This is a genomic window from Streptomyces sp. TOM-9, assembly GCF_056858595.1.
Genome location: NZ_JBXEQB010000001.1, coordinates 5,839,228 through 5,864,404, shown reverse-complemented (window position 1 = coordinate 5,864,404; position 25,177 = coordinate 5,839,228). Strand labels below are relative to the sequence as shown.

Here is a 25,177-nt window from a genome sequence, read left to right as displayed (position 1 = left end):
ACCCCTGCCCGCAGGAGGAGATCCCCATGACGACGACGGCCGATCCACGGCGCTGGTGGGCCCTGGGGGCCCTGGTGGCGAGCATGCTGGTGCTCGGCTTCGACATGACGATCCTCAACGTCGCACTGCCGACCATGGCCGCGGAGCTGGGTGCGGACACCGGCGACCAGCAGTGGATCGTCGACGGCTACACGGTGGTCTTCGCCGCCGCCATGCTCCCCGCGGGCCTGCTGGGCGACCGCTGGGGACGGCGGCGGATGCTCGTCGCCGGACTCGGGATCTTCCTCGCCGGTTCGGTGCTCGGCGCCCTGGTGGACAGCCCGGGACCGGTCGTCGCCGCCCGCACGGTGATGGGCCTGGGCGCGGCACTCGTCATGCCGCTGGCCCTGTCCGTCCTGCCCTCGCTGTTCGGGCCCGAGGAGCGCTCCAGGGCGGTCGGCGCGGTCACCGCCGCCATGGCGCTGGGGTTGCCGCTCGGGCCGGTCATCGGCGGCACCCTGCTCGACCACTTCTGGTGGGGCTCGATCTTCGTGGTCAACATCCCGCTCGTCGTCCTCGGCATCGCCGCCTGCCTGTTCCTGCTGCCCGAGACCAGCGACCCCGCCACGCCCCGCGTCGACCCGCCCGGCACCGTCCTCGCGGTGGCCGGGCTCGGCGCGCTGGTCTTCGGCATCATCGAGGGGCCGCGCCGGGGATGGGGCGACCCGCTGGTGCTGCTGACGCTGTTCTCGTCCGTCGCGCTGCTGACCGGGCTGGTGCTCCGCGGACGCCGGCTGGAGCGGCCCGTGCTCGACCTCGGTCTCCTGCGGCAGCGGGGCTTCCTGTGGAACGCGGTCGCCGCGACGCTGGTGACCTTCATCCTCACCGGCCTGCTCTTCGTCCTGCCCCAGTACCTGCAGGCCGTGCTCGGCAACGACGCCCTCGGCACCGGCGTACGGCTGCTGCCGATGATGGGCGGCCTGCTCGTCGCCGCCCGGGGCAGCGCGCCGCTGGTCGCGCGGTTCGGGCCGCGGCCGGTCGTCACGGCGGGGCTGCTCCTGCTCACCGCGGCCGCGGCGCTCGGCAGCCGCACGGACGTCCACGACGGCTACGGGGCGACCGCGCTGTGGCTGTCCGTCACCGGTTTCGCCTTCGGCTTCGCGATGATCCCCGCCATGGACGCGGCGCTGGGCGCGCTGCCCGGCGACCGCGCGGGCAGCGGCTCCGGACTGCTGATGACCCTGCGCCAGACCGGCGGCGCCATCGGTGTCGCCCTCCTGGGCAGCCTGCTGGCGGGCGCCTACACCGACCGTCTCGCCACCACGGGCCTGCCCGCGGCGGCCGCCGACGCCGCCTCGGGTTCCGTGGGGGCCGCGCACGCGGTCGCGGCCGCCCTCGGCGACCCGGCGCTCGCCGCCTCGGCGGACGCGGCGTACGTGCACGGGATGGACCTCGCCCTGCTGGCCTGCGCCGCCGCCTCGCTCGTGGCGGCCGTGCTGACCGCGCTCTTCCTCCCCGACGCCCGCACCGGCCAGGAGGTGCCCGGCACCGCGCGGATGGCCCCGCCCGCCGTCGATGCACGACAATGACGAGCGTGACCGTACCGACCAGACCGAGCCTGCGCGAACGCAAGAAGATCCGGACCCGGCGGGCCATCCGCCGCGCGGCCTACCGGCTCTTCGAGGCGCAGGGGTACGACGGCACCACCGTCGAGCAGATCGCGGCCACGGCCGAGGTCTCGGCCAGCACGGTCTTCCGGTACTTCCCCACCAAGGAGGACATCGTCCTCTCCGACGAGTACGACCCCGTCATGGTGGCCGAACTGCGCGCCCGCCCGGCGCAGGAGCCCATCGTCGCCTCGCTGCGGCACGCCCTGCTGGGCCCGCTGCGCGAGATGCTCGCCGACGAGGGCGAGTTCGAGGAGATGCGGCAGCGGCTGCGGCTGGTGCGCTCGGTGCCCGCCATCCGCGCCCGCATGGGCGAGAACATCCAGGAGTCCAGCCGCCTGCTGGCCTCCGTCACCGCCGAGCGCCTCGGGCGCCCCGCGGACGACTTCGAGATCCGGGTCGTCGTCGCGGCGCTGATCGGGGCCTGGTCCGAGGCCGTCTTCCACTGGCTCGACTCGGACGGCACCGCCGACCTCGCCACCGTCCTCGACCGCTCGCTGGACCTCCTCGCGGCCAACCTCTGCCGCTGACGATCGGGATGCCGCTCAACGACGGTCCGCGCAAGGCCGGTTCACCGACCGGCCTTGCGCGCGCGGGAGGTGCCGGCGAACTCCGCGCGGCCGCACGACGCGACGCGCCTCAGCGGGCGCCCAGTTGCTCCGCCAGGGCCTGCGGGTCCGCGGTCGGCGCCGCGCACACGAAGTGCCGGCAGACGTAGGCCGCGGGGCGGCCGTCGAGCAGCGGGCGGTCGGCCAGGAGGACGTACTCGTCCGTGGCGGGCTCCCCCACCGCGACCACCGCGCCCGGGGCGGTGCCCAGCAGCGCGGTGCGGTGCAGCGCCGCCGTGCCGGCGTCGCCCGCGGGGCCGACCACGGCGACCTCGCGCGGGCCGTCGAGCGCCGCCTCGGCGACCGCCAGCCCCCAGCCGATGAACCGCGGCACCCGTCCGGCGAGGGCGCCCACGACGCCCAGCGCCCGTTCGGCGGCCTCGCGGTGGCGGGACGAGCCGGTGTACGCGGCGTACGACAGCAGCGCACCGGCCGCGGCCGTCCAGCCCGAGGGGGCGGCGTTGTCGGTCGGGTCCTGCGGGCGGCGGATCAGCGTCTCGGCGTCGTCGGCGGTGTCGTAGAGCGTGCCGTCCTCCCCGGTGAAGTGCCGCAGCACGGAGTCGAGAAGGAGGCCGGCGAGGTCCAGCCACACGCCCTCGCCGGTCACCGCGGCGAGCGCGAGGAAGCCCTCCGCGACGTCGGCGTAGTCCTCCAGCACGCCGGCGTTGCCGCCCACCGTGCCGTCCCGCGAGGTCCGGGCGAGCCGGCCGCGGGCGTCCATGTGGACCCGCACCAGCAGGTCCGCGGCCTCGACGGCGGCCGCGACCAGGTCCGGGCGCTCGAAGTACGCGCCGGTCTCGGCGAGCGCGGCGACCGCCAGCCCGTTCCAGGCGGCGACGACCTTGTCGTCGCGGCCGGGGCGGGGCCGTCCCTCCCGGGCGGTGAACAGCCGCCGGCGCACCGATGCGATCCGCCCGGCGTCCACGAAGCCGCCGTCGGCGGGGAGTTGGAGCACGGACGCGCCCTCCTCGAAGGTGCCGTCCTCCGTGACGCCGAAGTACTCGGCGGCCAGCGCCGCGTCCTCCTTGCCGAGGACCTCCTCCAGCTCCGCCGGCGTCCAGACGTAGAAGGCGCCCTCGCCGTGGCCGCCGCCCGGCTTGTCGCTGTCCGCGTCGAGCGCGGAGGCGAAGCCGCCCTCGTGGGTGCGCAGCTCCCGGACGAGGAAGTCGGCGGTCTCCAGGGCGACCCGGCGGGCCAGGTCGGAGCCGGTGGCGCGCCACAGGTGGGCGTAGAGCCGGCAGAGCAGGGCGTTGTCGTAGAGCATCTTCTCGAAGTGCGGCACGACCCACTTGCGGTCCACGGAGTAGCGCGCGAAGCCGCCGCCGAGCTGGTCGTAGATGCCGCCGCGGGCCATCGCCTCGCAGGTGTCCCGCGCCATCTGCAGGGCGCCCTCGGAGCCGGTGCGGGCGTGGTGCCGCAACAGGAACTCCAGGGCCATCGACGGCGGGAACTTCGGCGCGCCGCCGAACCCGCCGTACGAGGGGTCGTAGTCCCGGGTGAGCCCCAGCAGTGCCGCCGCGAGCTGCTCCTCCCCAGGGGCGGCCGTCCCGCCGAGGGTCAGCGAACGTCCGCCCAGGTCCTTCACGATGCTCGCCGCGACCGCCCCGACCTCCTCGCGCCGCTCGCGCCAGGCGGCCTCGACGCCCTCCAGCACCTGCCGGAAGGAGGGCGAGCCGTGCCGCGGGGCGGGCGGGAAGTAGGTGCCGAAGTAGAACGGCTCGCCCTCCGGCGTCAGGAAGACCGTCATCGGCCAGCCGCCGTGCCCGGTCGCCGCCTGCACGGCCTCCATGTAGACGGCGTCGACGTCGGGGCGTTCCTCGCGGTCGACCTTCACCGACACGAAGTGCTCGTTGAGGTACGCGGCGGTCGCCTCGTCCTCGAACGACTCCCTGGCCATGACGTGGCACCAGTGGCAGCTGCTGTACCCCACGCTGAGCAGCACCGGCACCCCGCGGTCCCGGGCCTCCGCGAAGGCCCCCTCGCCCCACGGCCACCAGTGCACCGGGTTGTCGGCGTGCTGCAGCAGGTACGGGGACGTGGAACCGCTCAGTCGATTGACCATGCCCCCAGCCTCACACATCGCGCCGTCCGGCGTCCCGTCCCCGCGCGGCGAGCCCGGTTGCCCGCGGCAACGGACGTTGTCCGCAGCCGTTCGTGCTGATGGAATCGACCGGCGGACGGTGCTGCGAGAGGGGCCGACATGCTGGAGACGGTGGGCCTCACGGCCGCCGAGGCCGAGGTGTACCGGCTGCTGCTCGTCACCGAGTCGGCGTCCGCCGAGGAGATCTGCGGACGTACCGACCTCGGCCCCCCGGCGGTCGGGCGGCTGCTGCTCGCGCTGGAGGCCAAGGGACTGGCGTACGCGCTGGAGGAGAGCCCCGGCGCGTACGCGGTGATCCCGCCGGAGGTCGCCCTCGTACCCCGGCTGCAGCGCCACGCGGAGGCACTGGAGCAGGACCGGGCGGTCGTGCTCGGGCTGGTGGAGACCTACCGCCGCAGCGCGCGCTCCTGGGGGGCGGGGGAGGCGATCGAGGTCATCAGCGGCGCGGCGGCGCTGCGGCAGCGTCTGCGGCAGCTCCAGGACGGCGTCCGCCACGAGATGCTGTGGTTCTGCAAGGCCCGCCACGTGGCGATGCCCGCGGGGAGCAACCGCGAGGAGTACGACGCGCTGGGCCGGGGCGTGCTGTACCGGGTCCTGTACGAGCAGGCCTACTTCGACGACCCCGGTGCGGTGGACAACGTCGTCAAGGGGGTGCGCGCCGGCGAGGTCGCCCGGGCGGTGCCCAGGCTGCCCCTGCGGATGGCGGTGGCCGACCGGTCGCTGGCCGTCCTCCCGCTGTCCTCCGCCGGTACGCCGGCCGGTCCGCGGGAGCTCAAGACGGCGCTGGTGCGCGAGAGCAGCCTGTTGGAGGCGCTGATCGACCTGTTCCAGCACTACTGGGAGGTCGGCGCGCCGCTGCGGGTGACCGAGGAGGGGCAGATCGGCGGTGCGGGCCCGGAGGATCCGGCGGCGCCGGTCGCGGAGGACCGGCACCTGCTCTCCCTGATGGTCGCCGGCATGACCGACGAGGCGATCGCCGGGCAGTTGCGCGTGAGCAAGCGCACCGTCCAGCGGCGCATCCAGGGGCTGATGAGCCTCGCGGGCGTCGCCACCCGCATGCAACTGGGCTGGCACGCGGCCCGCCGCAACTGGCTCTGAGCGGAAGGCGGTGCGGGCCCGCCGGAGGGGTCCGGCGGGCCCTGCCGTGCCGTTCGGCGGCTACTTCAGCAGGTAGGCCTTGATCACGGTCTGCTTGAAGGAGTTGCCCGCGGCGTCCTCGACGTAGGTGCGGAGGCTGACCGAACCGCCCGAGGAGCGGCGCGGGTGGTCCACGGTCACGGTGCGCTTCGTCCCGGAGCCCTTGACCTTGGCGGTGTGCCAGGTCCTGCCCTCGTCGTAGGAGACCTCGACGGTGAAGGTGCGGACCGGGGACTCGGGTGCGCCGACCGCACGCTGGACCAGGGCCGGGATCTCGAACCGGCGGCCGGCCCCGGCGCGGTTCCACTCGTCCAGCCGGGGCGACATGAGCACGGCCATCATCGGCAGTGCCTGCCGGGTCGCCGTCGTCTGCGACCGGAACCGCCACTCGGACTTCAGACGCGTGGAGATGGTGCTGGGGACGAGGTCGCGCTCCTGCTCGAACGTCGCGACGTAGTCGGCGGGGGTGACGTCGGCCGGCACCGTGGCGAACCCGCGGTTCGTCGAGACGACTTCACCGTTGCGTCGCAGCTCCCACTCGGGCCGGCTGCTGGACGTCGTCCCGGCCACCACGTCGAGGTTGCCGTTGGCGGCGTCCTGGATCGCGAACGTCATGGCGTCGCCCTCGCGGGAGGTGATCATCACCTCGGGCGAGAAGCCCGAGCCCTGGACGCCCTGGTTCCAGCGCTCCTCGAAGGTTCCGGCCTTGTAGCTGTGCAGGCGGCTGAGGAAGCTCTGCCCGTGGGCGTCCGGCCTGGTGAAGAAGTTCTGCTCGAAGACGCTCTGCCAACGCAGGTCCCCGGACGGCGAGAAGTAGTCCACCCGCCGGTTCGGGAGCGGGAGTCCGTCCATCCCGTGGACCCAGCGGAGCTTGCCGAGGGACAGCCAGACACTGCGGTACGCGGTGGTGTCCGGCGCGGTGGCGGCGAGGGTGCTGTTGACCGTGGCCAGCTGCGACGTGCGGGGGCGGTAGCCGGGATCGGCCGGGATCGCCCCGCGCACCGGACGGGTGAGGTAGTAGACCGAGGAGGGGTTACCGTCGGCGCCCGCGGGATCGACCCAGATGGTGCTGACCAGGTAGGTGAACGCCGAATCCTTGGACGTCGCCGTCGGGACGGCGTACACGTTCGTGATGCGGTCGCCGCCGATCGCGTCGTTCACGGGGACGGAGAACAGGTTGCCGTCCAGGGCGATGGTGCCGACCTCGGCGTACTTGATGCGGGCCGAGCGGCTCGGGGCCGAGACCGTGACGGGCTTCGCCTTCCGGGCGTCGATGGCGACGTCCCGGTCGGCGCTCATCACGACCTTCGGCGCGCCCACCACGGTGGCCTCGGTGTACTCCGCGTCGAAGAGGAAGCCGTTCACGGAGTAGGTCCTGCCGTCGCGCGGCACCCTCAGCTCGGTGCCGGACGTGCCGTGCAGCTCCACCTCGCGGACCTCGCCGTCGGCCGCGGTGACGAGCAGGTAGGCGTGGGCGGGGGCCTTGCCCGCGCGGTCCTTGACGGTGAGGCGGAGGCTGTGCGAGGGCTGCTCGACGTCCATGCCGACCGGGACGCGCACCGAGACGGCCTGGTCGGCGGTGGCCGCGATGACCACGCCGCTGTACGCCGCGTAGGTCGTGGCGGTCTCCGGGGTCGCGGTGACGGTGACGTCGGCGGTGCCGTGGGCGGGCACGGTGACCTGGTCGGCGCCGAGCCGGAACAGGCCCTGCGGCGCGGGCTTGCCCGCGTCGTGGGAGACGTTGAGCGACAGGCCGAGGGTGACGGGCGCGCTGCCCGGGTTGCGGTAGGTGATCGTCTTCGTCACCGGCGGCCGCGGGCCGTCGGTCCAGCGGATCTGCCCGAAGTCCACCGCGGTGGTCCCGGCGGTGACCTGCTGGCCGACCGCGCGGGCGACGTCGACCCGGCCCGCGCCCTGGAAGTAGGCGCCGCGCTCCTTGCCGGCCGCCGTCGACTGCATCAGCTGGCGCTTGACCTGCTCGGGCGTCCAGTCGGGGTGCTGCTGGAAGAGGATGGCCGCGGCACCGGCGACGTGCGGGGTCGCCATCGAGGTGCCGTCCATCGCGGTGTAGCCGTCCTCGGCGGTCGTACCGCCCGCCCGTGCGGCGACGACGCCGACGCCGGGGGCGACGAGGTCGGGCTTGAGGCTGAAGTCGCCCACCCGCGGGCCGACCGAGCTGAAGTGGGCGAGCTCGTCGTCGAGGTCGGTGGCGCCGACGGCGAGCGCGCGGTCGGCGGAGGCGGGGGAACCGACCTTGCCGGGACCGCTGTTGCCGGCCGCGGCCACGACCAGGACGCCGTGGTCACGGGTGACGCTCTCGACCATGGCCTCGAGGGCGTCGGTCTCCGGGGTGTCGGTGTCGCCCAGGCTGAGGCTGATCACCTTGGCGCCGCGCTCGGCGGCCCAGGCCATGCCTTCGAGGACGTCGGAGTCGTCGCAGGAGCCGCCCGCGTTGCAGACCTTGCCCGACAGGATCCGCGCGCCGGGCGCGACGCCCTTGTACAGGCCGTCGGAGGCCGCGCCGGAACCGGCGACGGTCGAGGTGACGTGGGTGCCGTGGCCGTTCAGGTCGTCGGTGCCGGCCTCGGCGGTGAAGTTGGCGGACTCCTCGATGAGGCCACCCAGGTCCGGGTGGTTCGGGTCGTACCCGGTGTCGAGCACCGCGACCTTGACGCCGTCGCCCCGGTAACCCTTCGCCCAGGCCTGGGGTGCCCCGATGTGCGGCACCGTCCGGTCGAGCTGGACCTTGGAGCGGCCGTCGAGCCAGACCCGGCGGATGCCCGCGCCGAAGGACGTGGCGGCCGCCTTGGCGGGGGCGATGTCCTTCCAGAACTCCGCGGCACCCGCCCGGTCCTGGCCGAGGGTCGCGAAGGAGGTCCCGGCGATGGTGTGGACCCCGTCGGCACCGGCCGCGGTGAGCCGGCGTCCGGCGGTGCCCGCGTCACCCGCGTACTCGACGATGAGCGGCAGCCTCGACCGCTCGGCGTACTTCCCCCTGGCCAGGGCCGAGACGTTGAACAGCGCCTTGTCGAGGCGGTCCGCCGCGAGCAGGGGCAGCGCGTCGGCGGGTATGACCGACCAGTCGCCGCCGTTCTGGCGCTTGACGAAGGTGATGTGCTCCCGGCCCGCGGCCGGTTGGACCGAGACGCTCTGCCCGCCCGACGGGGCCGTCTCCAGCGTGACGCGGTCGCCGGTGATCAGGGTGATCTGGTGCCGGGCGGATCCGGTGGACCCGGCCGCCTCGCCCTGCACTGCCGCACCGGCCCGCTCGGTGCCCTGGGCCGCGCCGGGGGTGGCGGTCAGACCCGCCAGCAGCGCGGCGAGGGCAGCGGCCGCCACATACTGCGGCCGAGGGGTTCCGACCCTGGGCCGCCACCTGTAGTTCATCTGTCTCATGGGGCGACAGCGTGGCCCCGCCACCGGCGGCGGTCGGCACTTTCACCTGTCGGTCAGAGGACAAGTCACCTTTGCGCCACGGCGCATGAGCCGCAAAGGCGCCCAAAAGGCGTTCCTGCCGCCGCCCGGGCCGGGCCGTCCGGGCACGTCCGGGCGTGTTCGCCCGCGTACGCGGTGTCGCGATGTGACGTGTTCGGCAGGACACTTGGGGACGGGCGGCTACCGAGGGGGCCATGGGTGACGAAGCAGACGCCGCGACGGCAGACGCAACTGAGCACGTCCGACCGGGCCGAGGTGTTACGGCTGCTGGAACGCGCCGTCGCCGGTGAGCCGCAGGGCGGGCGCTCCGGCGAGGCGGAGGAGGCGCTGCGGCAGGCCCGGGCGGCGGCCGACGAGATAGCGGCCGCGGCGGCGGACGAGTACGGGGTGTACACCGCCGCGCTGGCCGCGGAACGCTCGGGCCGCCGGTCGTCGCTGGTCACCCCCGCGCTGGTGACCGCGGTCGCCGCCGTCGCGGCATGCGTGGCGGACCTCGGCTGGGGCACGCCGACCTCCACCGCGCTGGGCGTCGGCGGCGTGGTGGCGGTCGCCGGCGCTGCGGTGACGGCCGCGCTGGCGACGGGCGGTGGCGGCACCCGGCCGCAGGACCTGCGGCAGGCCTGGCTGGAGGCCGTCGAACAGCGCGGTGTACGGCCGTTCCTGGAACGCCGGCGCGCCGCGCCGGCCCCCGCGAAGGTGCCGGCGCAGCGCCGCACCGACCGCAGCGCCGCCGCGCGGGGACGCAGCGTCCTGGAGCAGTCCTTCGCCCAGCTTCCCGCCACCGAGGGGCCGTTCGCCGGCCGCCGGGACCCGCTGCGGCAGATCGCCCAGTGGGTGCACCAGGCGCGGGTCTCCCCGGCCTCGGAGCCCGTCGTGGTCGTCCTGCACGGACAGGCCGGTTCCGGGCGCACCACGCTCGCCGTGCGCGCCGCCCAGCAGCTCAAGGACCAGTTCCGCGGCGCCTGCGTCGTCGACCTGCGCGGCGCCGCGCCCGGGGAGCGCCCGCTGCCCGTACGGGACGCGCTGCTGCACCTGCTCAACCGGCTCGGGGCGCCCCGCGAACAGCTGCTGTTCCGCGAGCGCACCTCCCAGGAGCAGCATCTGCGGCGCCTGGCCGACCAGTACCAGAAGCACCTCACCGACGTGCCCGTCGTCATCGTCCTCGACGACGCCGCCGGACCCGAGCAGATCCGCGCCCTGGTACCGGAGCGCTCCGACAGCCTCGTCCTGGTCACGTCGGCCGAACCGCTCTCCCTCGACGTACCGGCGGCCCGCGTCTACGCCCTGCCGGTCGAACCGCTCGGGGCGGAGGCGTCACGGGAGCTGCTGGCCGGCCTGTCGTCCGGCGCCCTCACGGCGGCGGACGGCGCCGGTGCCACCGACGCCGTACGGCGGCTGTGCGGCGGGCTGCCGCTGGCGCTGCGCATCGCGGGCAGTTCGCTGCCCGACCGGGGCGCGGAGCGGCTGGCGGCCGACCTGGCGGCGTACGGCCCGGTGGGCCCGGTCGACCGGGCGCTGGCCTTGCGCTACCACGACCAGCCCGAGCCGGCCCGCCGGCTGCTGCGGCGGCTGGCACTCGCCGGGCGGACGAGCCTCGGCGCGGCGGCCGCCGCGGCCCTGCTGGGGGCGGAGGAGCAGGAGGCGGCCCGGCGGCTGGGCGAACTGGCTTCGGCCGGTCTCATCGAGCACGTGCGCGGCAGCCGCTACCGGCTGCACGACCTCGTACGGCGCTTCGCGCACGCGCGCCTGCTGGACGAGGAGGACCCGGCCGAGCGGGCGGCCGCCCAGGAGCGCCTGATCCGCAGCTACGCCGAGCTGGCGGACGCGGTCATCCGGCTCGTGGACGGCCGCACCTCGACCCGCGCCGACCGCTTCGGGCCGCAGGGCTTCCCCTCGCTGGACCAGGCGCTGCGCTGGCTGGACGAGGAGTCGAGTTTCATCACCGCGGCGCTGCGGCACTCCGACGGCGTCGACCAGCGGGTGGTGCAGCACCTGCTCGGCGCGCTGTGCGACTACTGCCTGCTCCGCGGCGACCTGTACCGGCTGGGCGAGATCAGCGAGCTGGCCCAGGCGCACCAGCGGGAGGCCGACCAGTCGGTGCTGGTCCGCTCGGTGCAGTGGCGCACCGGCATCGCCGCGCGGCAGCTCGGCGAGCTGGACAAGGCCCGCTCCACGCTGTCGTCGGTGGTCGACCTGTACTTCGAGGCGCAGCACCCGGCGGGCGCCGCCCGCGCCCTGTGCAGCCTCGGCATCACGCTGCACCAGCAGGGCGGCCTGCGGGAGGCGGAGGCCAAGTTGCGGGAGGCCCTGGAACTGCAGGCCGGCGACGAGCTGCGGGCGGACAGGGCCTGGACGCAGCACGCGCTGGCGGCGGTGCTGCGCGACGCCGGCCGGCTGGCGGAGGCGCACGGGCTGCTGGCCGAGTCGCTGGCCCTGCACCGGGAGAGCGAGAGCGTGCACGGCGAGGCCTGGGCCCACCTGCAGCTGGGGCAGCTGCTGCTGCGGCTCGGCGACGCCGGGCGCGGCGAGAGCGAGCTGCGTGCGGCAGGCGAGTGCTACGCCGCGACCCGCGACCCCCGCGGTGAGGCCTGGACCGTCACCCAGCTCGGCCGTGCGCGCCTGCTGCGCGGGGACGCCGGCGCCGCCCAGCACCTGCTGGGCGACGCCCTGGCCCGCCACCGCGCGAACGAGGACGCCCGCGGCGAGGCGTGGTCGCTGTACTACCTCGGCCAGGCGCTGGAGGAGGGCGGCGAACTGGACGCGGCCCTGCGGGCCCTGGAGCGCGCCCGCACCATGTTCAGCCGGATGCGGGACGTCTACGGGCTGGCCTGCGCCCGCCACCACTCCGGCCGGGTCACCCGTGACCAGCGGGCGGCGCTCACCGGCAACCTGCGCAACAGCGGTTTCGCCCGCCAGCTCCTGCAGGACGCCCGCGCCGACTTCCACCGCGTGGGGGTGCCGCACGGCGAGGGCTGGTCCTGTGTGGAGCTCGCCGTCGTCGACGCAGGCAACGGGCGGGTTCCGGCGGCCCTGGAGCTGGTGCGGGAGGCGGAGCGGCTCTTCGCCGGCATGGACGACAGGCGCGGCCTGGCGTGGGCGCGCTTCCTGCAGTGCACGCTGCTGCCGCTGCTCTCGCGCGAGGGCGCCGCCGAGGCCCGCGGACGGCTCGCCCTGCTGACGGACGACCCGGACGAGGGCCGTGACCTGGACCTGCAGGAGTACGCGGAGGCCTACGCCCTGCTGCTGGAGCGCGGCGTGGAGCCGGGCACGCCGTGGGAGGCCTGGCGGCTGGGCATGGTGCCGTCGCGCGGCGCCCGCATGGTGATGGCCGTGCCGGTGGACCGGGCGGTGGAGGGCTGAGGGCCCGGCCCAGCGTGTCACCCGCTCCGGGACGTCCCACGGGCGACAATCGCGACGGGGACCGACCGCGAGAGGACGAACCATGGACCGGCTGCCCGCTGCGCTCCAGCCCATCCGCGACCGGGAGCAGGCGCTGCCGCGCGAGGCCAGCATCTACCACGAGAGTCCGGTGCGGCACACGATCACCTTCGCCTGGGAGGCGCCGGAGGGCGTCGACGACGGCCTCGCCGTGATCGTCTCCAGCGGCGCCCTCCCCGTACCGGCCGTCGGCGGGCACGCCGCCGTGCACGACCACGACGTGCGGGTGGTCGCGGTGCGGACCTCGTACACCCGCTCCGACGACGAGGGCGTCCCGCTGCTCTTCACACGGGTCACGGTCGCCGCGCCGGAGTGAGCGCGCCGCCGCACCCCCTCCCGTGCCGGGAGGGGGTGTCCGGCGTGGCTCAGCCCTTGCGGCCGGGGCCTTCGGCGCCGGAGGCGGCGGAGGCCTTGGCCGGCTCCGAGGGCTGCCCGGCCTGCTCCGGCTGCTCCTCGAAGTCGATCTTCTTGAACTGCTTGTTCATGTTCTTCATCAGCCACCACAGGGAGAGGCCGATGAGGGCGAAGATGACGAAGCCGATGAGGCCGGGCGTCACCTTGTTCTCGTCCAGGTCCTTGACGGCGAGGGGGACGAGCTGGGCTGCGGCCGTGCCGAATGTCGCGTTCACGCGCTCAATTCTCCCGGATGCCCGCGAAGAGGTCGTCCTCGGGGAGGGAGGTGTCCACCCGGGACTTCGCGAGCTCGTAGTCCTCGGTGGGCCAGACCTCCTTCTGGAGCTCCATCGGGACGTGGAACCAGGCGCCGTCGGGGTCGATCTGGGTGGCGTGGGCGAGCAGCGCCTTGTCCCGGATCTCGAAGAAGTCCGCGCACGGCACGTGCGTGGTGATGTTGCGTTCCGGCCGGTCGGCGGTCTGCCAGCGCTCCAGCCACTCCCCGTACGGGGACTCCAGGCCGCGGGCGAGCAGGGCCTCGTGCAGGGCGACGGTGCGCTGCCGGTTGAAGCCCTGGTTGTAGTAGAGCTTCAGCGGCGTCCACGGCTCGCCGGCCTCGGGGTAGCGCTCGGGGTCGCCCGCGGCGTCGAAGGCGACCATCGAGATCTTGTGGGTCATGATGTGGTCGGGGTGCGGGTAGCCGCCGTTCTCGTCGTACGTGGTGATCACGTGCGGGCGGAACTCGCGGATGAGCTTCACCAGGGTGCCCGCGGCCTCGTCCACGTCCTGGAGGGCGAAGCACCCCTCGGGCAGCGGGGGCAGCGGATCGCCCTCGGGGAGCCCGGAGTCGACGTAGCCGAGCCAGGACTGCTGGACGCCGAGGATCTCGCGCGCCTCGTCCATCTCCTTGGCGCGGACCTCGTGGATGTGCTCCTCGATGTAGGTGTCGCCCTGCAGTTTGGGGTTGAGCACGGAACCGCGCTCGCCACCGGTGCAGGTGGCGACCAGGACGTCGACGCCCTCGGAGACGTACCTGGCCATGGTGGCCGCGCCCTTGCTGGACTCGTCGTCGGGGTGTGCGTGCACGGCCATCAGTCGCAGCTGCTCGGTCAAGGTCGGATCCTCAGTCATGGGTCGTAAGTAGCGGCTTCTATAGTGACCGAAGCGAGGGGCTGTTTGATTCCAAGGCGGGATTCCCCGGGCCCCGGGAGGACTGAACGATGAGCGCGGTGCGCGACGGACTGCCCCAGGGACGGTACGGGCGGGAGGCCGGGGCCGACGCGCGTGCGGACCGCAGGCTGCGGCTCGTCGGCTCGGTGCTCGGTGTGGTGCTGCTGCTGTTCGTCGGCTGGATCGGCTGGGACAAGCTCACCGGTACCGAGGTCAGCGCCGAACTGATCAAGTTCCAGGTCGTCTCCGACCAGGAGGTCCAGGTCCACATCGAGGTGCGCAAGGACACAGGGGTCACCGCGGTGTGCACCCTGCGTTCGCTCGCCGAGGACCACGGCGAAGTCGGCCGCAAGGACGTTCGCCTCAATCAGCACACCGGTCGCATCGACACCGTCGTCACCATTCGCACCACCAGTCGCGGCACTACCGCGGAACTGGTCGGCTGCGAGCCCGCCCGATGATCCGACCTGCCCGGTCATTCGCCCCCTGACCTGCGTTTATCGCTTCTTGATGATTTCCCTCTCGCCGATTGTCGGGGGGAATTGTTACGCTCGTGGTTTCGCCCTCCCGCGAAGACGCATCTTTTTGGGTAGGGCGTTCATTTGTAAGCAAGCGAGTTCGAGTACGACGAGGAGCACCTGTGACCCAGACCAGCGAGAACGTCACCTGGCTGACCCAGGAGGCGTACGACCAGCTCAAGGCAGAGCTGGAGCACCTGTCGGGTCCCGCACGCACCGAGATCGTCGCCAAGATCGAGGAAGCCCGTCAGGAAGGCGATCTCAAGGAGAACGCCGGTTACCACGCGGCGCGTGAGGACCAGGGCAAGCTGGAGCTCCGGATCCGCCAGCTGACGCAGCTCCTGCAGCACGCCAAGGTGGGCGAGGCACCGGCGGACAACGGCGTGGTCGCGCCCGGCATGGTCGTGACGATCGCCTTCGACGGCGACCCCGACGACACCCTGACGTTCCTGCTCGGCTCGCGTGAGTACGTCTCCTCCGACCTGGAGACCTACTCGCCGCAGTCCCCGCTCGGCTCGGGCGTGAACGGCAAGAAGATCGGCGAGGACGCGACGTACGAGCTCCCGAACGGCAAGAAGGCCTCGGTGAGGATCATCGAGGCCAAGCCGCACAGCGGCTGACGCCGCCCCCCCCAAAGACGCGGACGAGCCCCCGGCCGGAAGGCCGGGGGCTCGTCGTGTGCCGCGGGCGTGCGCCTGCGGGCCGGGGTCAGGCGGTCGCCGAGCGGTACTTGCGCACCGCGAGGGTGCGGAAGACCAGGATGATGACGATCGACCACAGCACCGAGGCGAGCGCCGGGTGCTGCATCGGCCAGACGTCCGGGGTCTGGTAGTTCGGCGGCAGGTTGCCGAACAGCTCCCGGCAGGCCAGCACGGTGGCGCTGAACGGGTTCCACTCGGCGATGTGCCGCAGCCAGGGGGTCATCTGGTTGGAGTCCACGAAGGCGTTCGAGATGAACGTCAGCGGGAACAGCCAGATCAGACCGCCGGAGGTGGCCGCCTCCGGGGTACGGACGGACAGGCCGATCAGGGCGCCGATCCACGAGAAGGCGTAGCCGAGCAGGAGCAGCAGGCCGAACGCCGCGAGCGCCTTGGGCAGGCCCTCGTGGACGCGCCAGCCGACGAGCACGGCGACGATGGCGAGCACCACGACGGTCAGGGCGGTCTGCACCAGGTCCGCCAGGGTGCGGCCGGTGAGCACCGCGCCGCGGGCCATGGGCAGCGACCGGAAGCGGTCGATGAGGCCCTTGTGCATGTCGTCGGCGATGCCCGCGCCGGCGCCCGCCGTGGCGAAGGTCACGGTCTGGGCGAAGATGCCGGCCATCAGGAACTCGCGGTAGAGCGCGGGGCTGGTGGAGCCGCCGACGTTCATGGAGCCGCCGAAGACGTAGCTGAACAGCACCACGAACATGATCGGCTGCACGAGGCCGAAGATCACGACCTCGGGGATGCGCAGCATGCGGATCAGGTTGCGCCGGGCGACCACCAGCGAGTCGCGGACGGACTGCACGATCGGGTTGGAGGTGCGCGGCGCGCTGGTGGGGACCGCGTCGGTCACCGTGGTCACTGGGACTCCTCTTCCTTCTCCTCGGCGGCGTGGCCGGTGAGGGACATGAACACGTCGTCGAGCGTGGGCCGGCGCAGACCGATGTCGTCGATCTCGATGCCGCGGGTGTCGAGCTCGCGGATGACCTCGGCGAGCAGCTTGGCGCCGCCCGTGACCGGCACGGTGATCCGCCGGGTGTGGTTGTCCACGGCGGTCTCGCCCTTGCCGAAGCCGTTCAGCACCTCGGTGGCGGTCACCAGGTGCTCGCGGTCGTGGACGACGACCTCGACGCGCTCGCCGCCGGTCCGCGCCTTGAGCTCGTCGGAGGTGCCGCGGGCGATGACCTTGCCGTGGTCGATCACGCAGATGTCGTGGGCGAGGTGGTCGGCCTCCTCCAGGTACTGCGTGGTGAGCAGCAGCGTGGTGCCGCCGGCGACCAGGTCCTGGATGACCTCCCACAGCGCGAGGCGGTTGCGGGGGTCGAGGCCGGTGGTCGGCTCGTCCATGAACATCACCGGCGGCCTGACGACCAGCGCGGCCGCCAGGTCGAGCCGGCGCCGCATGCCGCCGGAGTAGGTCTTGGCCGTACGGTCGGCCGCCTCGGCGAGGTTGAAGCGCTCGAGCAGCTCCGCCGCACGTGCCTTCGCGTCCCGGGCGCTCATCTGGTAGAGCTGGCCGACCATCTGCAGGTTCTCGCGGCCGGTGAGGTACTCGTCGACCGCCGCGAACTGACCGGACAGGCCGATCTGCCGGCGCACCTCGTTGGGGTGCTTCAGCACGTCTATGCCGGCCACGACGGCCTTGCCGCTGTCGGGCTGCAGCAGGGTGGTCAGGACGCGTACGGCGGTCGTCTTCCCGGCCCCGTTGGGGCCGAGGAGGCCCAGGACGGTCCCCTCAGGGACGTCGAGGTCCACTCCGTCCAGTGCCCGTACGTCACCGAAGGTCTTCACCAGACCTTCGGCATGGATGGCGCCTGGCATGCGATGTCTCCGATTCGGGGCTTGGGGTGCATGGGGACTGTGGAGGCACGCGGCCGCACGGCAGCGCACCACGATGTGTCGCGAGCATCCCAGACGCGATATATCGCGTCAAGCGGATTTATCCGTGCTCCGCCCGCACGCGCCGTCCCGCGTCCACGACACCCTGACTCCACCATGCCGCACGCCACTGACAATCCGGACCGAACGGCTTCAGAGCAGCACGTACCCGGCCGTCCGCAGGGCCGCCGCCACGGCGGCCCGGTGCTCGGGGCCGCGGGTCTCCAGCTGCAGCTCGACCTCCGCCTCGGTCAGCCCCAACCGAGGATCCGTGCGCACGTGCGCGATGTCCAGCACGTTTGCGTCACTCGCCGAAAGGATCTCCAGCAGCGCCGCCAGCGCTCCCGGCCGGTCCGTGAGCCGCAGCCGGAAGGACATGTAGCGCCCCGCGGCCGCCATGCCGTGCCGCAGGGTGCGCTCCATCAGCAGCGGGTCGACGTTGCCGCCGGACAGCACGGCGACGACCGGCCCGTCGAAGGCCTCCGGCCGCGACAGCAGGGCCGCCACCGGGCTCGCCCCGGCCGGCTCGACCACCAGCTTCGCCCGCTCCAGGCACAGCAGCAGCGCACTGGACAGCTCGTCCTCGGTGACCGTGCACACCTCGTCCACCAGGTCCCGGACGATGGCGAACGGCACCTCTCCCGGGCAGCCCACCTTGATCCCGTCCGCCATGGTCGCCACCGCGTCCAGCGCCACCGGCCGCCCCGCCGCCAGCGACGGCGGATAGGCGGCCGCGCCCGCCGCCTGCACGCCGACGACCCGCACCTCGGGACGCACCGCCTTCACCGCCACCGCCACACCGGCCGCGAGCCCGCCGCCGCCCATCCCCACGACGATCGTGCGCACCTCCGGGCACTGGTCGAGGATCTCCAGGCCCACCGTGCCCTGCCCGGCGACGATGTCCGGGTGGTCGAAGGGATGGATGAAGACCGCGCCCGTCTCCTGCGCGTACTCCTGGGCGGCGCGCAGCGTCTCGTCCACCACGTGCCCGTGCAACCGCACCTCCGCCCCGTAGTCGCGGGTCGCCGCGACCTTCGGCAGCGGGGCGCCGGACGGCATGAAGACGGTGGAGCGCACCCCGAGCAGCGACGCGGCCAGCGCCACGCCCTGCGCGTGGTTGCCGGCGCTCGCCGCGACCACGCCCGCCGCACGCTCCTCCGGCCGCAGACCGGCGATCCTCACATAGGCGCCGCGCACCTTGAAGGAGCCCGTGCGCTGCAGGTTCTCGCACTTCAGGTGCACCGGGGCGGCCACCAGACGGGACAGGTACCGGCTGCCCTCCATGGGGGTCACGCGGGCCACGCCCGACAGCATCTTGTGCGCGCCGCGCACATCGTCGATGGTGACCGGAGACGGCCGCGCGGCCACCACCGCGCGACTGGTGCGACGTGCCGGACGTGCGGGGCTTTCCATGGTCCCCAGTCTTGCAGCAGCGGCCACCGCCCGGACGGACCGAGCAGTTTTCCGCGGCGGGGTCCCGGGGTGACGCTCTCCGCGTACTCTTCTCCCAACCTTCGCAGGACCGACAGAACGCGAGCTTCCGGCCATGCCCATTCCCCCCTCGGAGATCACGACCGACCTCCTGGAGCGCCTGCAGCACGAGGTGGCGCTCTTCGCCCGCCGCGCGGAACAGACGCGCCTCGGTGGCGTCGGCAAGGCCCGCAACTCCATGGACCGGGCCGCGTACCTGCTGCTCCACCGCCTCGACAACGAGGGCCCGATGGGCGTGAAGGCGCTCGCGGAGGGCATGGGCATCGACTCCTCCACCGTCACGCGCCAGGTCGCCCCGCTCGTGGACAGCGGACTGGTCAAGCGCACCTCCCACCCCGAGGACGGACGGGCGGTCGTGCTCGCGCTCTCCCCCCGCGGACGTTCCCGCCTGGAGGAGGTCCGCAGCTCGCGGCAGCAGCTCATGGCGGTCGTGACGGAGGACTGGACGCCGCAGGAGCGCGAGTCCTTCACCGACCTCCTCGGCCGGTTCAACGGCGCGCTCGCGCAGTACCACTCCTCCGTCACGCAAGGGGACGAGCAGAGCTCTTGACCTGAGGTCGTCGTCTGCCGTCCCATGTCGCTGTGGGAGAGCGCCGGGAGGCAGCGGAGCGCCTGCGCGAGGCCGAGTTCGAGGCGTTCGCGGCGGGCGCGGCAGGGCGGTTGCTGCACGTCGCCGTCCTGCTCACGGGGGACCGGGCGGAAGGGACCGAGCTGCTGTGCGCCGCCCTGGCGCGCAGCTACGCCGACTGGTTCCGGATGCGCGGCGAGGACCCGTACGCCTGCACCCGCGCCGAGATCGTCCGCCGCTTCGCCCACCGGCCCTGGTGGCGCCGTCCGCGCGGCGGGGTGCTCGGGCCGCTCGACGTGCGGGAGCGGCTGGTGATCGTGCTGCGGCTGTACGAGGGCATCGCCGAGGAACAGGCCGCCGCGCAGCTCGGCATGCCGTCGGAACGGGTGCGGGCGATCACCCTGCGGGCCAGCGCGGCCCTGCGCAGCCGGCCCGCCCGCGGCGGGGCGGCGGCCCGGGTGCGGGAGGTCGCGTCGTGAGCCCGTACGACCGCAAGCAGGAAGAGGTCCGCCGGCTGCTCGACGGGCCTCACCCCGCGGTGCCGGTGGACCTCGCCCCGCGCGCCGCCGAGCGCGGCCGCCGCGTCCTGGCCCGCCGCCGCGTGCTGCACGCCGTCCTGTGGACGCTGCTCGTCGTGGCGGTCGTCGTCGCGCTCGTCCTCGCGGTGCTGTGGTGGCCGGCGGCGGAGCCGCTCGACACGACGCCCGGCGACTGGTGACCGGCTCCGCCGGATGGCCGGGGGTGCCCCGTGCGGCCCGTCGTCGTGTGCGGCTCCGTTGCGCCGGCGGCGGGCGTCCCCCACCCTCCCGCGGGGGGAGAAACCCCAACCGCAACCACAACCGCGCCGCACCCGGCAACGGGGCGCTACGCGCCCAGGGCCTGGCGGAGGTCTTCGAGGAGGTCGTCGACGGACTCGATGCCCACCGAGAGCCGCACCAGGTCCGCCGGGACCTCCAGCGCGGAGCCCGCGACCGAGGCGTGCGTCATCCGGCCCGGGTGCTCGATGAGGGACTCGACGCCGCCCAGGGACTCGCCCAGCGTGAACAGCCGCGCCCGGTTGCACACCTCGACGGCCGCCTCCTCGCCGCCCGCGACGCGGAAGGAGACCATCCCGCCGAACCGCTTCATCTGCTTGGCCGCGACGTCGTGCCCCGCGTGCTCGGGCAGCCCGGGGTAGAAGACCTGGGTGACCTTCGGGTGCAGCGAGAGCAGTTCCGCGACCCGGGCCGCGTTCTCGCTGTGCCGGTCCATGCGCACCGCGAGCGTCTTGATGCCCCGCATCACCAGCCACGCGTCGAAGGGGCCGGCGACGGCGCCCATCGCGTTCTGGTGGTAGGCCAGTTCCTCGCCGAGCCCCGCGTCGGCCGCGACCAGCGCGCCGCCGACCACGTCCGAGTGCCCGCCCATGTACTTGGTGGTGGAGTGCACGACCACGTCGGCGCCGAGCGCCAGCGGCTGCTGCAGGTAGGGGCTGGCGAAGGTGTTGTCGACGACGAGCCGGGCGTCCGCGCCGCGCGCGATGTCCGCCAGCGCCGCGATGTCGGTGATCCCGAGCAGCGGATTGCTGGGCGTCTCCACCCAGATCACCTTGGTCTCCGGCCGGAGCGCGGCCCGGACCGCCGCCGGGTCGGAGGTGTCGGCGACCGACCACTGCACGCCCCAGCGCTCGACGACCTTGGCGAAGAGCCGGAAGGTGCCGCCGTACGCGTCGTTGGGGATGACCACGTGGTCGCCGGGCTTCAGGACCGTGCGCAGCAGGCAGTCCTCGGCGGCCAGGCCGGACGCGAACGCCAGGCCGCGGCGGCCGCCCTCGAGCGCCGCGAGGTTCTCCTCCAGCGCGGTGCGCGTGGGGTTGGCGGACCGGCTGTACTCGTAGCCGCCGCGCAGGCCCCCGACCCCGTCCTGCTTGTACGTGGAGACCTGGTAGATCGGCGTGACCACGGCCCCGGTCTGGGCGTCGGCCGGCTGACCCGCGTGGATCGCGAGGGTCTCGAAGTTCTGGTGCTGCTGCTCGCTCATACCGCCGAGCGTAGTGCGAGCCGCGGGCCGGGACGTGCCGGCCGGGCCCGCGTAGGCTTGCTCATCATGGAATTCCTGTGGGTGCTGTACGGCGTTCTGCTGATCTCGGCGATCGTGCTGGTGCCCCGCATGCTGCGCGGCCGCGGCGTGCGGGCCGTGGCCGCGGTCGATCCCGCCCGGTACGGCTTCGTGCCCCGGGAGGAGATCGACATCCGGCTGCCGGGTCCGGACGACGAGCTGACGCAGGCGCTGACCGTGACCCAGCGCACCCAGGACTGGCGCGCGGTCGCCGCCCTCCTCAAGGGCACCCCGGCCGCGGGCGAGCTGCGCTGGCAGCGGGTCCAGACCCTGGCCGGCGCCGCGGCGGTCGAGCTGACGCAGTCCCCCGGCACGGGCGCGGCGTGGCTGCGCACCTGGCGGGTCGAGGACCCTAAGGACGCCGGCGGGGCGGCCGTCCACGCGGCGTTCCTGGTGCAGCGGGCCCGGCGTGAGCCGGCCGGGTCCCCGGACGTGCCGATGATCCTGGAGGAGGCCCGCACGGTCGCCGACGAGGCCGCGCTGCTCGCGCCGGGCGACCCCGTCCCGTACGTCGTCGCGCTCGCCGCGGACGCGGACTTCGCCACGGTCTGGGAGAAGGTCGCCTCCCGCGCCCCGCACCACATGGGCGCCCACCTGGCCGCCCTCGCCCGCCTCCCGGAGGACGCCGCACGCGACTTCGCCGAGCGGGCCGCCTCCTCCGCGCCCGAGGGCAGCCTGCTGCCGGCCCTGCCCCTCTTCGAGGTCTTCGCGCACCTGCCGGACGTCATCCTCGTCCGCAGCTTCTACGAGAGCGAGGTCGTCTCCCGTGCCATCGGCGGCGCGCTCTACGCCACCGAGCACGCCTCCCCCTCCGACCCGGTGCTGCCCGTGGTGCGGCACCTGCTGGCGGCCTTCCTGCTGCGCGCGGAGCGCTTCGCCGAGGCGGTCGAGCAGTTCCGCGCCGTCGACGGCTACGCGGGCGCGGCCCCCTGGGCCTACGAGGCCGACCCGGCCGCGGCGTACGCCGCCGGCCGGGCGCAGGCGCTCGCGGGGCTGGAGTGGAACTCCGAGCGCGGGCGCACCCGTTGACGCCGCGCCTGCCCTCCCGTGAGGAGGCGATACCGGGCCGTCCCGCCCCGCTCCACACGGTGCCCGACCGCCACACCGTGCTCGGCAGGCCCCTCACCGGCCCCTACCCGGCCGACCTGGAGGTCGCCGACTTCGCGCTGGGCTGCTTCTGGGGCGCCGAGCGCGTCTTCTGGCGGACACCCGGCGTGTGGACGACGCTCGTCGGCTACGCGGGCGGGTACACGGAGAACCCGACGTACGAGGAGGTCTGCAGCGGCCTCACCGGCCACGCCGAGGTCGTGCGGGTCGTCTTCGACCCGGCGCTGCTCACGTACGGGGAGCTGCTGAAGGTGTTCTGGGAGGCCCACGACCCCACCCAGGGCCACCGCCAGGGCAACGACGTCGGCACCCAGTACCGCTCCGCGGTGTACACCCACTCCCCCGGGCAGCTCGCGACGGCCCTCGCCTCCCGCGAGGCCTACCAGTCCGCCCTGCGCGCCAAGGGGCACGGCACCATCACCACGGCGGTCGTCCCCGCGGGCCCCTTCCACGCCGCCGAGCCGTACCACCAGCAGTACCTGGACAAGAACCCCGGCGGCTACTGCGGCATCGAGGGGACGGGGGTCTCCTGCCCGGTCGGCATCGCGAAGGCCGGTGGCTGAGCCCCTCCCGCCGGTCCCGGCCGGGAAATTCGATTGCCTGCGCCCGGCCGGTACGCGCTAATACGGCGCATGGCCGATATCCAGGGCACGTACGACGACCTGTTCACCGCGGTGCCGGGCGCGCTGGCCGGATTGCTGGACGACGGGGACGCGGGGGGCTCCGTCGCGGTCTTCGTGGACGGCGAGCCGGTGGTGGACGTCTGGGGCGGGTTCGCCGACGCGGGCCGCACGGTCCCGTGGCAGCGGGACACGATCACCAACGTCTGGTCCGTCACCAAGACGATGACGGCACTGTGCGCGCTGGTCCTGGCCGACCGCGGCGCGCTCGATCCGGACGCGCCGGTCGCCCGGTACTGGCCGGAGTTCGCCGCGGCGGGCAAGGAGAAGGTGCTGGTGCGGCACCTGCTCGCGCACACCGCGGGCCTGCCCGACTGGGACGGGCCGATCGACGGGCTCTACGACTGGCCGTCCGCCACCGCGCGACTGGCGGCGCTGGCGCCGCAGTGGGAACCGGGCAGCGCGGCCGGGTACCACTCGCTCACCCAGGGGTACCTGGTGGGCGAGGTCGTACGCCGGATCACCGGCCGGAGCGTGGGCGGCTTCTTCGCACAGGAGGTGGCCGGACCGCTGGGCGCCGACTTCCACATCGGACTGCCCGCCGAGCACGACCCCCGCGTGGCGCCCGCCGTCCCGCCGCCGTCCCGGGACGAGGACTACGCCGCGAGCGCGCCCGGCGGCAGCGCGTCGCCCGGCTCCGGCACCGCGGTGCGGCTCCGTGACGGGAACGGCGTGGCGTGGCGTCGCGCGCAGATCCCGGCGGCGAGCGGCTTCGGCAACGCCCGCTCGGTCGCCCTCGTGCAGTCGGTGCTGGCCTGCGGCGGAACGGTGCGCGGGGTGCGGCTGCTGTCGCCGGCGGGCTGCGACCGTGCGCGGGAGGAGCAGTTCAGCGGAGAGGACCGCCGCCTGGGCATGCCGGTCCGCTGGGGGCTGGGCTACGGGCTGTTCGGCAACAGCTTCGGGTGGGGCGGTTGGGGTGGCTCGCTCGTGATGATCGACCCCGAGGCCCGTATGACGGTGGCGTACGTGCCCAACCAGATGCGCGAACCCGCGGACGACACCCGCGGGATGGAACTCGTCATGGCCGCCTACGACGGGCTCCAGGGGCTGCGGGCCTGAGCGCCCGCCCCGCGGTCGTCAGGCGGACGGCGCCGGGCCGCTGCTCGCGCGCACGGTGAGTTCGGGGCCGAGCAGGCGGACCTCCTCCGTCGGGCTGCCGCCCAGCTTGGCGATGACGAGTTCGACCGCGTGCCGGCCCATCTGCTGCGCGGGGATGGCGACCGAGGTGAGCTGGGGGGCGGCCTGCGTGGCCACCTGGTCGGGGCAGACGGCGACGACGGAGACGTCCTCGGGCACGGCGCGGCCCTGCTGGCGCAGGAGCGCGAGGAGGGGGGCGATGGCGGACTCGTTCTGGACGACGAGCGCGGTGGTGTCCGGCCGTTCCTCGAAGATGCGGGAGAGGGTGCCCGCGGTGGACTCGTAACTGCCCTCGCAGGGGCGGTGGATGAGCCGGAGCCCGCGTGCGGCGGCGCGGGAGCGCAGGCCCTGCAGGGTGCGCTCGGCGAAGCCCGTGTGGCGCCGGTAGACCGCCGCGGCCTCGCCGACGACGGCGACCGAGCGGTGGCCGAGGTCGGCGAGGTGGTCGGCGCAGAGCGCGCCGGTGGCGGCGAAGTCGAGGTCGACGCAGGTGAGTCCGGCGGTGTCGGCGGGCAGGCCGATGAGCACGCCGGGACGGTTCCCGGCCCGCAGCAGCGGGATGCGCTCGTCCTCCAGCTCGACGTCCATGAGGATCATCGCGTCCGCGAGTCCGCTGGCCGCGACCCGCCGGACCGCGGTGGGGCCCTCCTCGCCGGTGAGCAGGAGTACGTCGTGGCCGTGCTGACGGGCCGTCGTGGCGACGGCTATCGCGATCTCCATCATGACGGGGACGTACATGTCTGTACGGAGCGGCACCATCAGGGCGATGATGTTCGAGCGGCTGCTGGCCAGCGCCCGCGCGCCCGCGTGCGGGTGGTAGCCGAGTTCCTGGATGCTCCGCTCCACCCGGCGGCGCGTGCCCTCGGAGATCGACCGCTTGCCGCTCAGGACGTACGAGACGGTGCTGGCGGAGACTCCGGCGTGGCGGGCTACCTCAGCGAGTGTGGCCATGTCGTTCTCCGTCCCCCGGGAAGTGTCGAAACCTTTCGAAGCGCTTCGACTCAGACGCTACCGGGGACCCGATATCCCTGTCCAGACAGGTGTCGAAGCGCTTCGACAACACTGAGGC

22 protein-coding genes are annotated in these 25,177 nt (G+C 73.8%); 13 read left to right on the top strand and 9 right to left on the bottom strand.

Annotated features, from left to right (window positions below; translation table 11 throughout):
* The first annotated feature begins 26 nt into the window (after positions 1-26).
* Together AC1VWI_RS27480 and AC1VWI_RS27475 are read left to right on the top strand one after the other, a co-directional pair.
* Entirely contained in the window at positions 27-1,568 is a 1,542-nt protein-coding gene (locus AC1VWI_RS27480) for an MFS transporter (RefSeq protein ID WP_499513677.1), read from the top strand.
* Entirely contained in the window at positions 1,565-2,176 is a 612-nt protein-coding gene (locus AC1VWI_RS27475; RefSeq protein WP_499513676.1) for an acyl-CoA-like ligand-binding transcription factor, read from the top strand. Before AC1VWI_RS27480 ends, AC1VWI_RS27475 begins: the two co-directional genes overlap by 4 nt.
* A gap of 109 nt (positions 2,177-2,285) precedes the next feature.
* On the opposite strand, the gene AC1VWI_RS27470 is transcribed toward AC1VWI_RS27475, so the two are convergent.
* Positions 2,286-4,316, bottom strand: coding sequence for a thioredoxin domain-containing protein (locus tag AC1VWI_RS27470; protein ID WP_499513675.1), 2,031 nt, complete (start codon positions 4,314-4,316; stop codon positions 2,286-2,288).
* Positions 4,317-4,454: 138 nt separating this feature from the next.
* Between AC1VWI_RS27470 and AC1VWI_RS27465 the strand changes: the two genes are divergently transcribed.
* Positions 4,455-5,453, top strand: a complete 999-nt coding sequence (locus tag AC1VWI_RS27465) for a helix-turn-helix domain-containing protein (protein ID WP_499513674.1) — start codon at positions 4,455-4,457, stop codon at positions 5,451-5,453.
* A gap of 60 nt (positions 5,454-5,513) precedes the next feature.
* Here the strand turns inward: AC1VWI_RS27465 and AC1VWI_RS27460 are convergent, their stop codons facing one another.
* Positions 5,514-8,831, bottom strand: a complete 3,318-nt coding sequence (locus AC1VWI_RS27460) for a S8 family serine peptidase (protein ID WP_499513673.1) — start codon at positions 8,829-8,831, stop codon at positions 5,514-5,516.
* Between the two features lie 294 nt (positions 8,832-9,125).
* Here AC1VWI_RS27460 and AC1VWI_RS27455 point away from each other — a divergent pair, with 294 nt between their 5' ends.
* Together AC1VWI_RS27455 and AC1VWI_RS27450 are read left to right on the top strand one after the other, a co-directional pair.
* On the top strand, positions 9,126-12,287 hold the full coding sequence (locus AC1VWI_RS27455; RefSeq protein ID WP_499513672.1) for an AAA family ATPase: 3,162 nt from the start codon (positions 9,126-9,128) through the stop codon (positions 12,285-12,287).
* Between the two features lie 82 nt (positions 12,288-12,369).
* On the top strand, positions 12,370-12,681 hold the full coding sequence (locus AC1VWI_RS27450; RefSeq protein WP_499513671.1) for a hypothetical protein: 312 nt from the start codon (positions 12,370-12,372) through the stop codon (positions 12,679-12,681).
* A 49-nt stretch (positions 12,682-12,730) separates the two neighbouring features.
* Here the strand turns inward: AC1VWI_RS27450 and AC1VWI_RS27445 are convergent, their stop codons facing one another.
* Both AC1VWI_RS27445 and mca read right to left on the bottom strand, forming a co-directional pair.
* Positions 12,731-12,994 carry a hypothetical protein gene (locus tag AC1VWI_RS27445; protein ID WP_499513670.1) on the bottom strand — a complete coding sequence of 88 codons (264 nt, stop codon included), beginning with the start codon at positions 12,992-12,994 and terminating at the stop codon, positions 12,731-12,733.
* A 4-nt stretch (positions 12,995-12,998) separates the two neighbouring features.
* The gene (mca, locus tag AC1VWI_RS27440) at positions 12,999-13,871 is read right to left on the bottom strand and encodes a mycothiol conjugate amidase Mca (protein ID WP_499513669.1); all 873 of its coding nucleotides are present in this window, start codon (positions 13,869-13,871) and stop codon (positions 12,999-13,001) included.
* A gap of 107 nt (positions 13,872-13,978) precedes the next feature.
* On the opposite strand from mca, the gene AC1VWI_RS27435 reads away from it, so the two are divergent.
* Both AC1VWI_RS27435 and greA read left to right on the top strand, forming a co-directional pair.
* Positions 13,979-14,389, top strand: a complete 411-nt coding sequence (locus AC1VWI_RS27435) for a DUF4307 domain-containing protein (protein ID WP_499513668.1) — start codon at positions 13,979-13,981, stop codon at positions 14,387-14,389.
* Positions 14,390-14,568: 179 nt separating this feature from the next.
* Complete coding sequence (gene greA / locus AC1VWI_RS27430) at positions 14,569-15,066, top strand: transcription elongation factor GreA (protein ID WP_499513667.1); 498 nt, start codon at positions 14,569-14,571, stop codon at positions 15,064-15,066.
* Positions 15,067-15,154: 88 nt separating this feature from the next.
* Here the strand turns inward: greA and AC1VWI_RS27425 are convergent, their stop codons facing one another.
* From AC1VWI_RS27425 to ilvA, 3 genes are all read right to left on the bottom strand, one after another.
* Positions 15,155-16,012, bottom strand: coding sequence for an ABC transporter permease (locus AC1VWI_RS27425; protein ID WP_499513666.1), 858 nt, complete (start codon positions 16,010-16,012; stop codon positions 15,155-15,157).
* Positions 16,009-16,971, bottom strand: a complete 963-nt coding sequence (locus AC1VWI_RS27420) for an ATP-binding cassette domain-containing protein (RefSeq protein ID WP_499513665.1) — start codon at positions 16,969-16,971, stop codon at positions 16,009-16,011. The genes AC1VWI_RS27425 and AC1VWI_RS27420 overlap by 4 nt, the downstream gene beginning before the upstream one ends.
* Before the next feature lie 210 nt (positions 16,972-17,181).
* A complete protein-coding gene (gene ilvA, locus AC1VWI_RS27415; RefSeq protein WP_499516927.1) occupies positions 17,182-18,342 on the bottom strand; it encodes a threonine ammonia-lyase in 1,161 nt (386 codons plus the stop codon).
* A gap of 232 nt (positions 18,343-18,574) precedes the next feature.
* Between ilvA and AC1VWI_RS27410 the strand changes: the two genes are divergently transcribed.
* From AC1VWI_RS27410 to AC1VWI_RS27400, 3 genes are read left to right on the top strand one after another with little or no spacing between them, the layout of a single operon-like run.
* Positions 18,575-19,069: a MarR family winged helix-turn-helix transcriptional regulator gene (locus AC1VWI_RS27410; protein WP_499513664.1), complete on the top strand. Its 495-nt coding sequence runs from the start codon at positions 18,575-18,577 to the stop codon at positions 19,067-19,069.
* A gap of 32 nt (positions 19,070-19,101) precedes the next feature.
* Positions 19,102-19,566, top strand: coding sequence for a sigma factor-like helix-turn-helix DNA-binding protein (locus AC1VWI_RS27405; RefSeq protein ID WP_499513663.1), 465 nt, complete (start codon positions 19,102-19,104; stop codon positions 19,564-19,566).
* Entirely contained in the window at positions 19,563-19,805 is a 243-nt protein-coding gene (locus tag AC1VWI_RS27400) for a hypothetical protein (protein WP_499513662.1), read from the top strand. The genes AC1VWI_RS27405 and AC1VWI_RS27400 overlap by 4 nt, the downstream gene beginning before the upstream one ends.
* A 146-nt stretch (positions 19,806-19,951) precedes the next feature.
* Here AC1VWI_RS27400 and AC1VWI_RS27395 read toward each other — a convergent pair whose 3' ends face one another.
* Complete coding sequence (locus AC1VWI_RS27395) at positions 19,952-21,106, bottom strand: cystathionine gamma-synthase (protein WP_450388435.1); 1,155 nt, start codon at positions 21,104-21,106, stop codon at positions 19,952-19,954.
* Between the two features lie 66 nt (positions 21,107-21,172).
* Between AC1VWI_RS27395 and AC1VWI_RS27390 the strand changes: the two genes are divergently transcribed.
* The 3 genes from AC1VWI_RS27390 to AC1VWI_RS27380 all read left to right on the top strand — a co-directional run bounded on the left by AC1VWI_RS27390 (position 21,173) and on the right by AC1VWI_RS27380 (position 24,030).
* Positions 21,173-22,213: a hypothetical protein gene (locus tag AC1VWI_RS27390; RefSeq protein ID WP_499513661.1), complete on the top strand. Its 1,041-nt coding sequence runs from the start codon at positions 21,173-21,175 to the stop codon at positions 22,211-22,213.
* Positions 22,210-22,854, top strand: a complete 645-nt coding sequence (gene msrA, locus AC1VWI_RS27385) for a peptide-methionine (S)-S-oxide reductase MsrA (RefSeq protein ID WP_499513660.1) — start codon at positions 22,210-22,212, stop codon at positions 22,852-22,854. The genes AC1VWI_RS27390 and msrA overlap by 4 nt, the downstream gene beginning before the upstream one ends.
* Before the next feature lie 69 nt (positions 22,855-22,923).
* Positions 22,924-24,030: a serine hydrolase domain-containing protein gene (locus AC1VWI_RS27380; RefSeq protein ID WP_499513659.1), complete on the top strand. Its 1,107-nt coding sequence runs from the start codon at positions 22,924-22,926 to the stop codon at positions 24,028-24,030.
* Positions 24,031-24,048: 18 nt separating this feature from the next.
* On the opposite strand, the gene AC1VWI_RS27375 is transcribed toward AC1VWI_RS27380, so the two are convergent.
* Positions 24,049-25,059: a LacI family DNA-binding transcriptional regulator gene (locus tag AC1VWI_RS27375; protein WP_499513658.1), complete on the bottom strand. Its 1,011-nt coding sequence runs from the start codon at positions 25,057-25,059 to the stop codon at positions 24,049-24,051.
* Between the last annotated feature and the right edge of the window lie 118 nt (positions 25,060-25,177).

What these genes read in the sequence shown, in the direction of transcription:
- AC1VWI_RS27475 (WP_499513676.1), top strand. Translation starts at nt 1,565, where the DNA reads ATGACGAGCGTGACCGTACCGACCAGACCGAGCCTGCGCGAACGCAAG.
- AC1VWI_RS27470 (WP_499513675.1), bottom strand. Translation starts at nt 4,316, where the DNA reads ATGGTCAATCGACTGAGCGGTTCCACGTCCCCGTACCTGCTGCAGCAC.
- AC1VWI_RS27435 (WP_499513668.1), top strand. Translation starts at nt 13,979, where the DNA reads ATGAGCGCGGTGCGCGACGGACTGCCCCAGGGACGGTACGGGCGGGAG.
- AC1VWI_RS27395 (WP_450388435.1), bottom strand. Translation starts at nt 21,106, where the DNA reads ATGAGCGAGCAGCAGCACCAGAACTTCGAGACCCTCGCGATCCACGCG.
- AC1VWI_RS27375 (WP_499513658.1), bottom strand. Translation starts at nt 25,059, where the DNA reads ATGGCCACACTCGCTGAGGTAGCCCGCCACGCCGGAGTCTCCGCCAGC.
- AC1VWI_RS27410 (WP_499513664.1), top strand. Translation starts at nt 18,575, where the DNA reads ATGCCCATTCCCCCCTCGGAGATCACGACCGACCTCCTGGAGCGCCTG.
- AC1VWI_RS27465 (WP_499513674.1), top strand. Translation starts at nt 4,455, where the DNA reads ATGCTGGAGACGGTGGGCCTCACGGCCGCCGAGGCCGAGGTGTACCGG.
- AC1VWI_RS27420 (WP_499513665.1), bottom strand. Translation starts at nt 16,971, where the DNA reads ATGCCAGGCGCCATCCATGCCGAAGGTCTGGTGAAGACCTTCGGTGAC.
- AC1VWI_RS27390 (WP_499513661.1), top strand. Translation starts at nt 21,173, where the DNA reads ATGGAATTCCTGTGGGTGCTGTACGGCGTTCTGCTGATCTCGGCGATC.
- AC1VWI_RS27480 (WP_499513677.1), top strand. Translation starts at nt 27, where the DNA reads ATGACGACGACGGCCGATCCACGGCGCTGGTGGGCCCTGGGGGCCCTG.
- AC1VWI_RS27450 (WP_499513671.1), top strand. Translation starts at nt 12,370, where the DNA reads ATGGACCGGCTGCCCGCTGCGCTCCAGCCCATCCGCGACCGGGAGCAG.
- AC1VWI_RS27380 (WP_499513659.1), top strand. Translation starts at nt 22,924, where the DNA reads ATGGCCGATATCCAGGGCACGTACGACGACCTGTTCACCGCGGTGCCG.
- ilvA (WP_499516927.1), bottom strand. Translation starts at nt 18,342, where the DNA reads ATGCTGTCGGGCGTGGCCCGCGTGACCCCCATGGAGGGCAGCCGGTAC.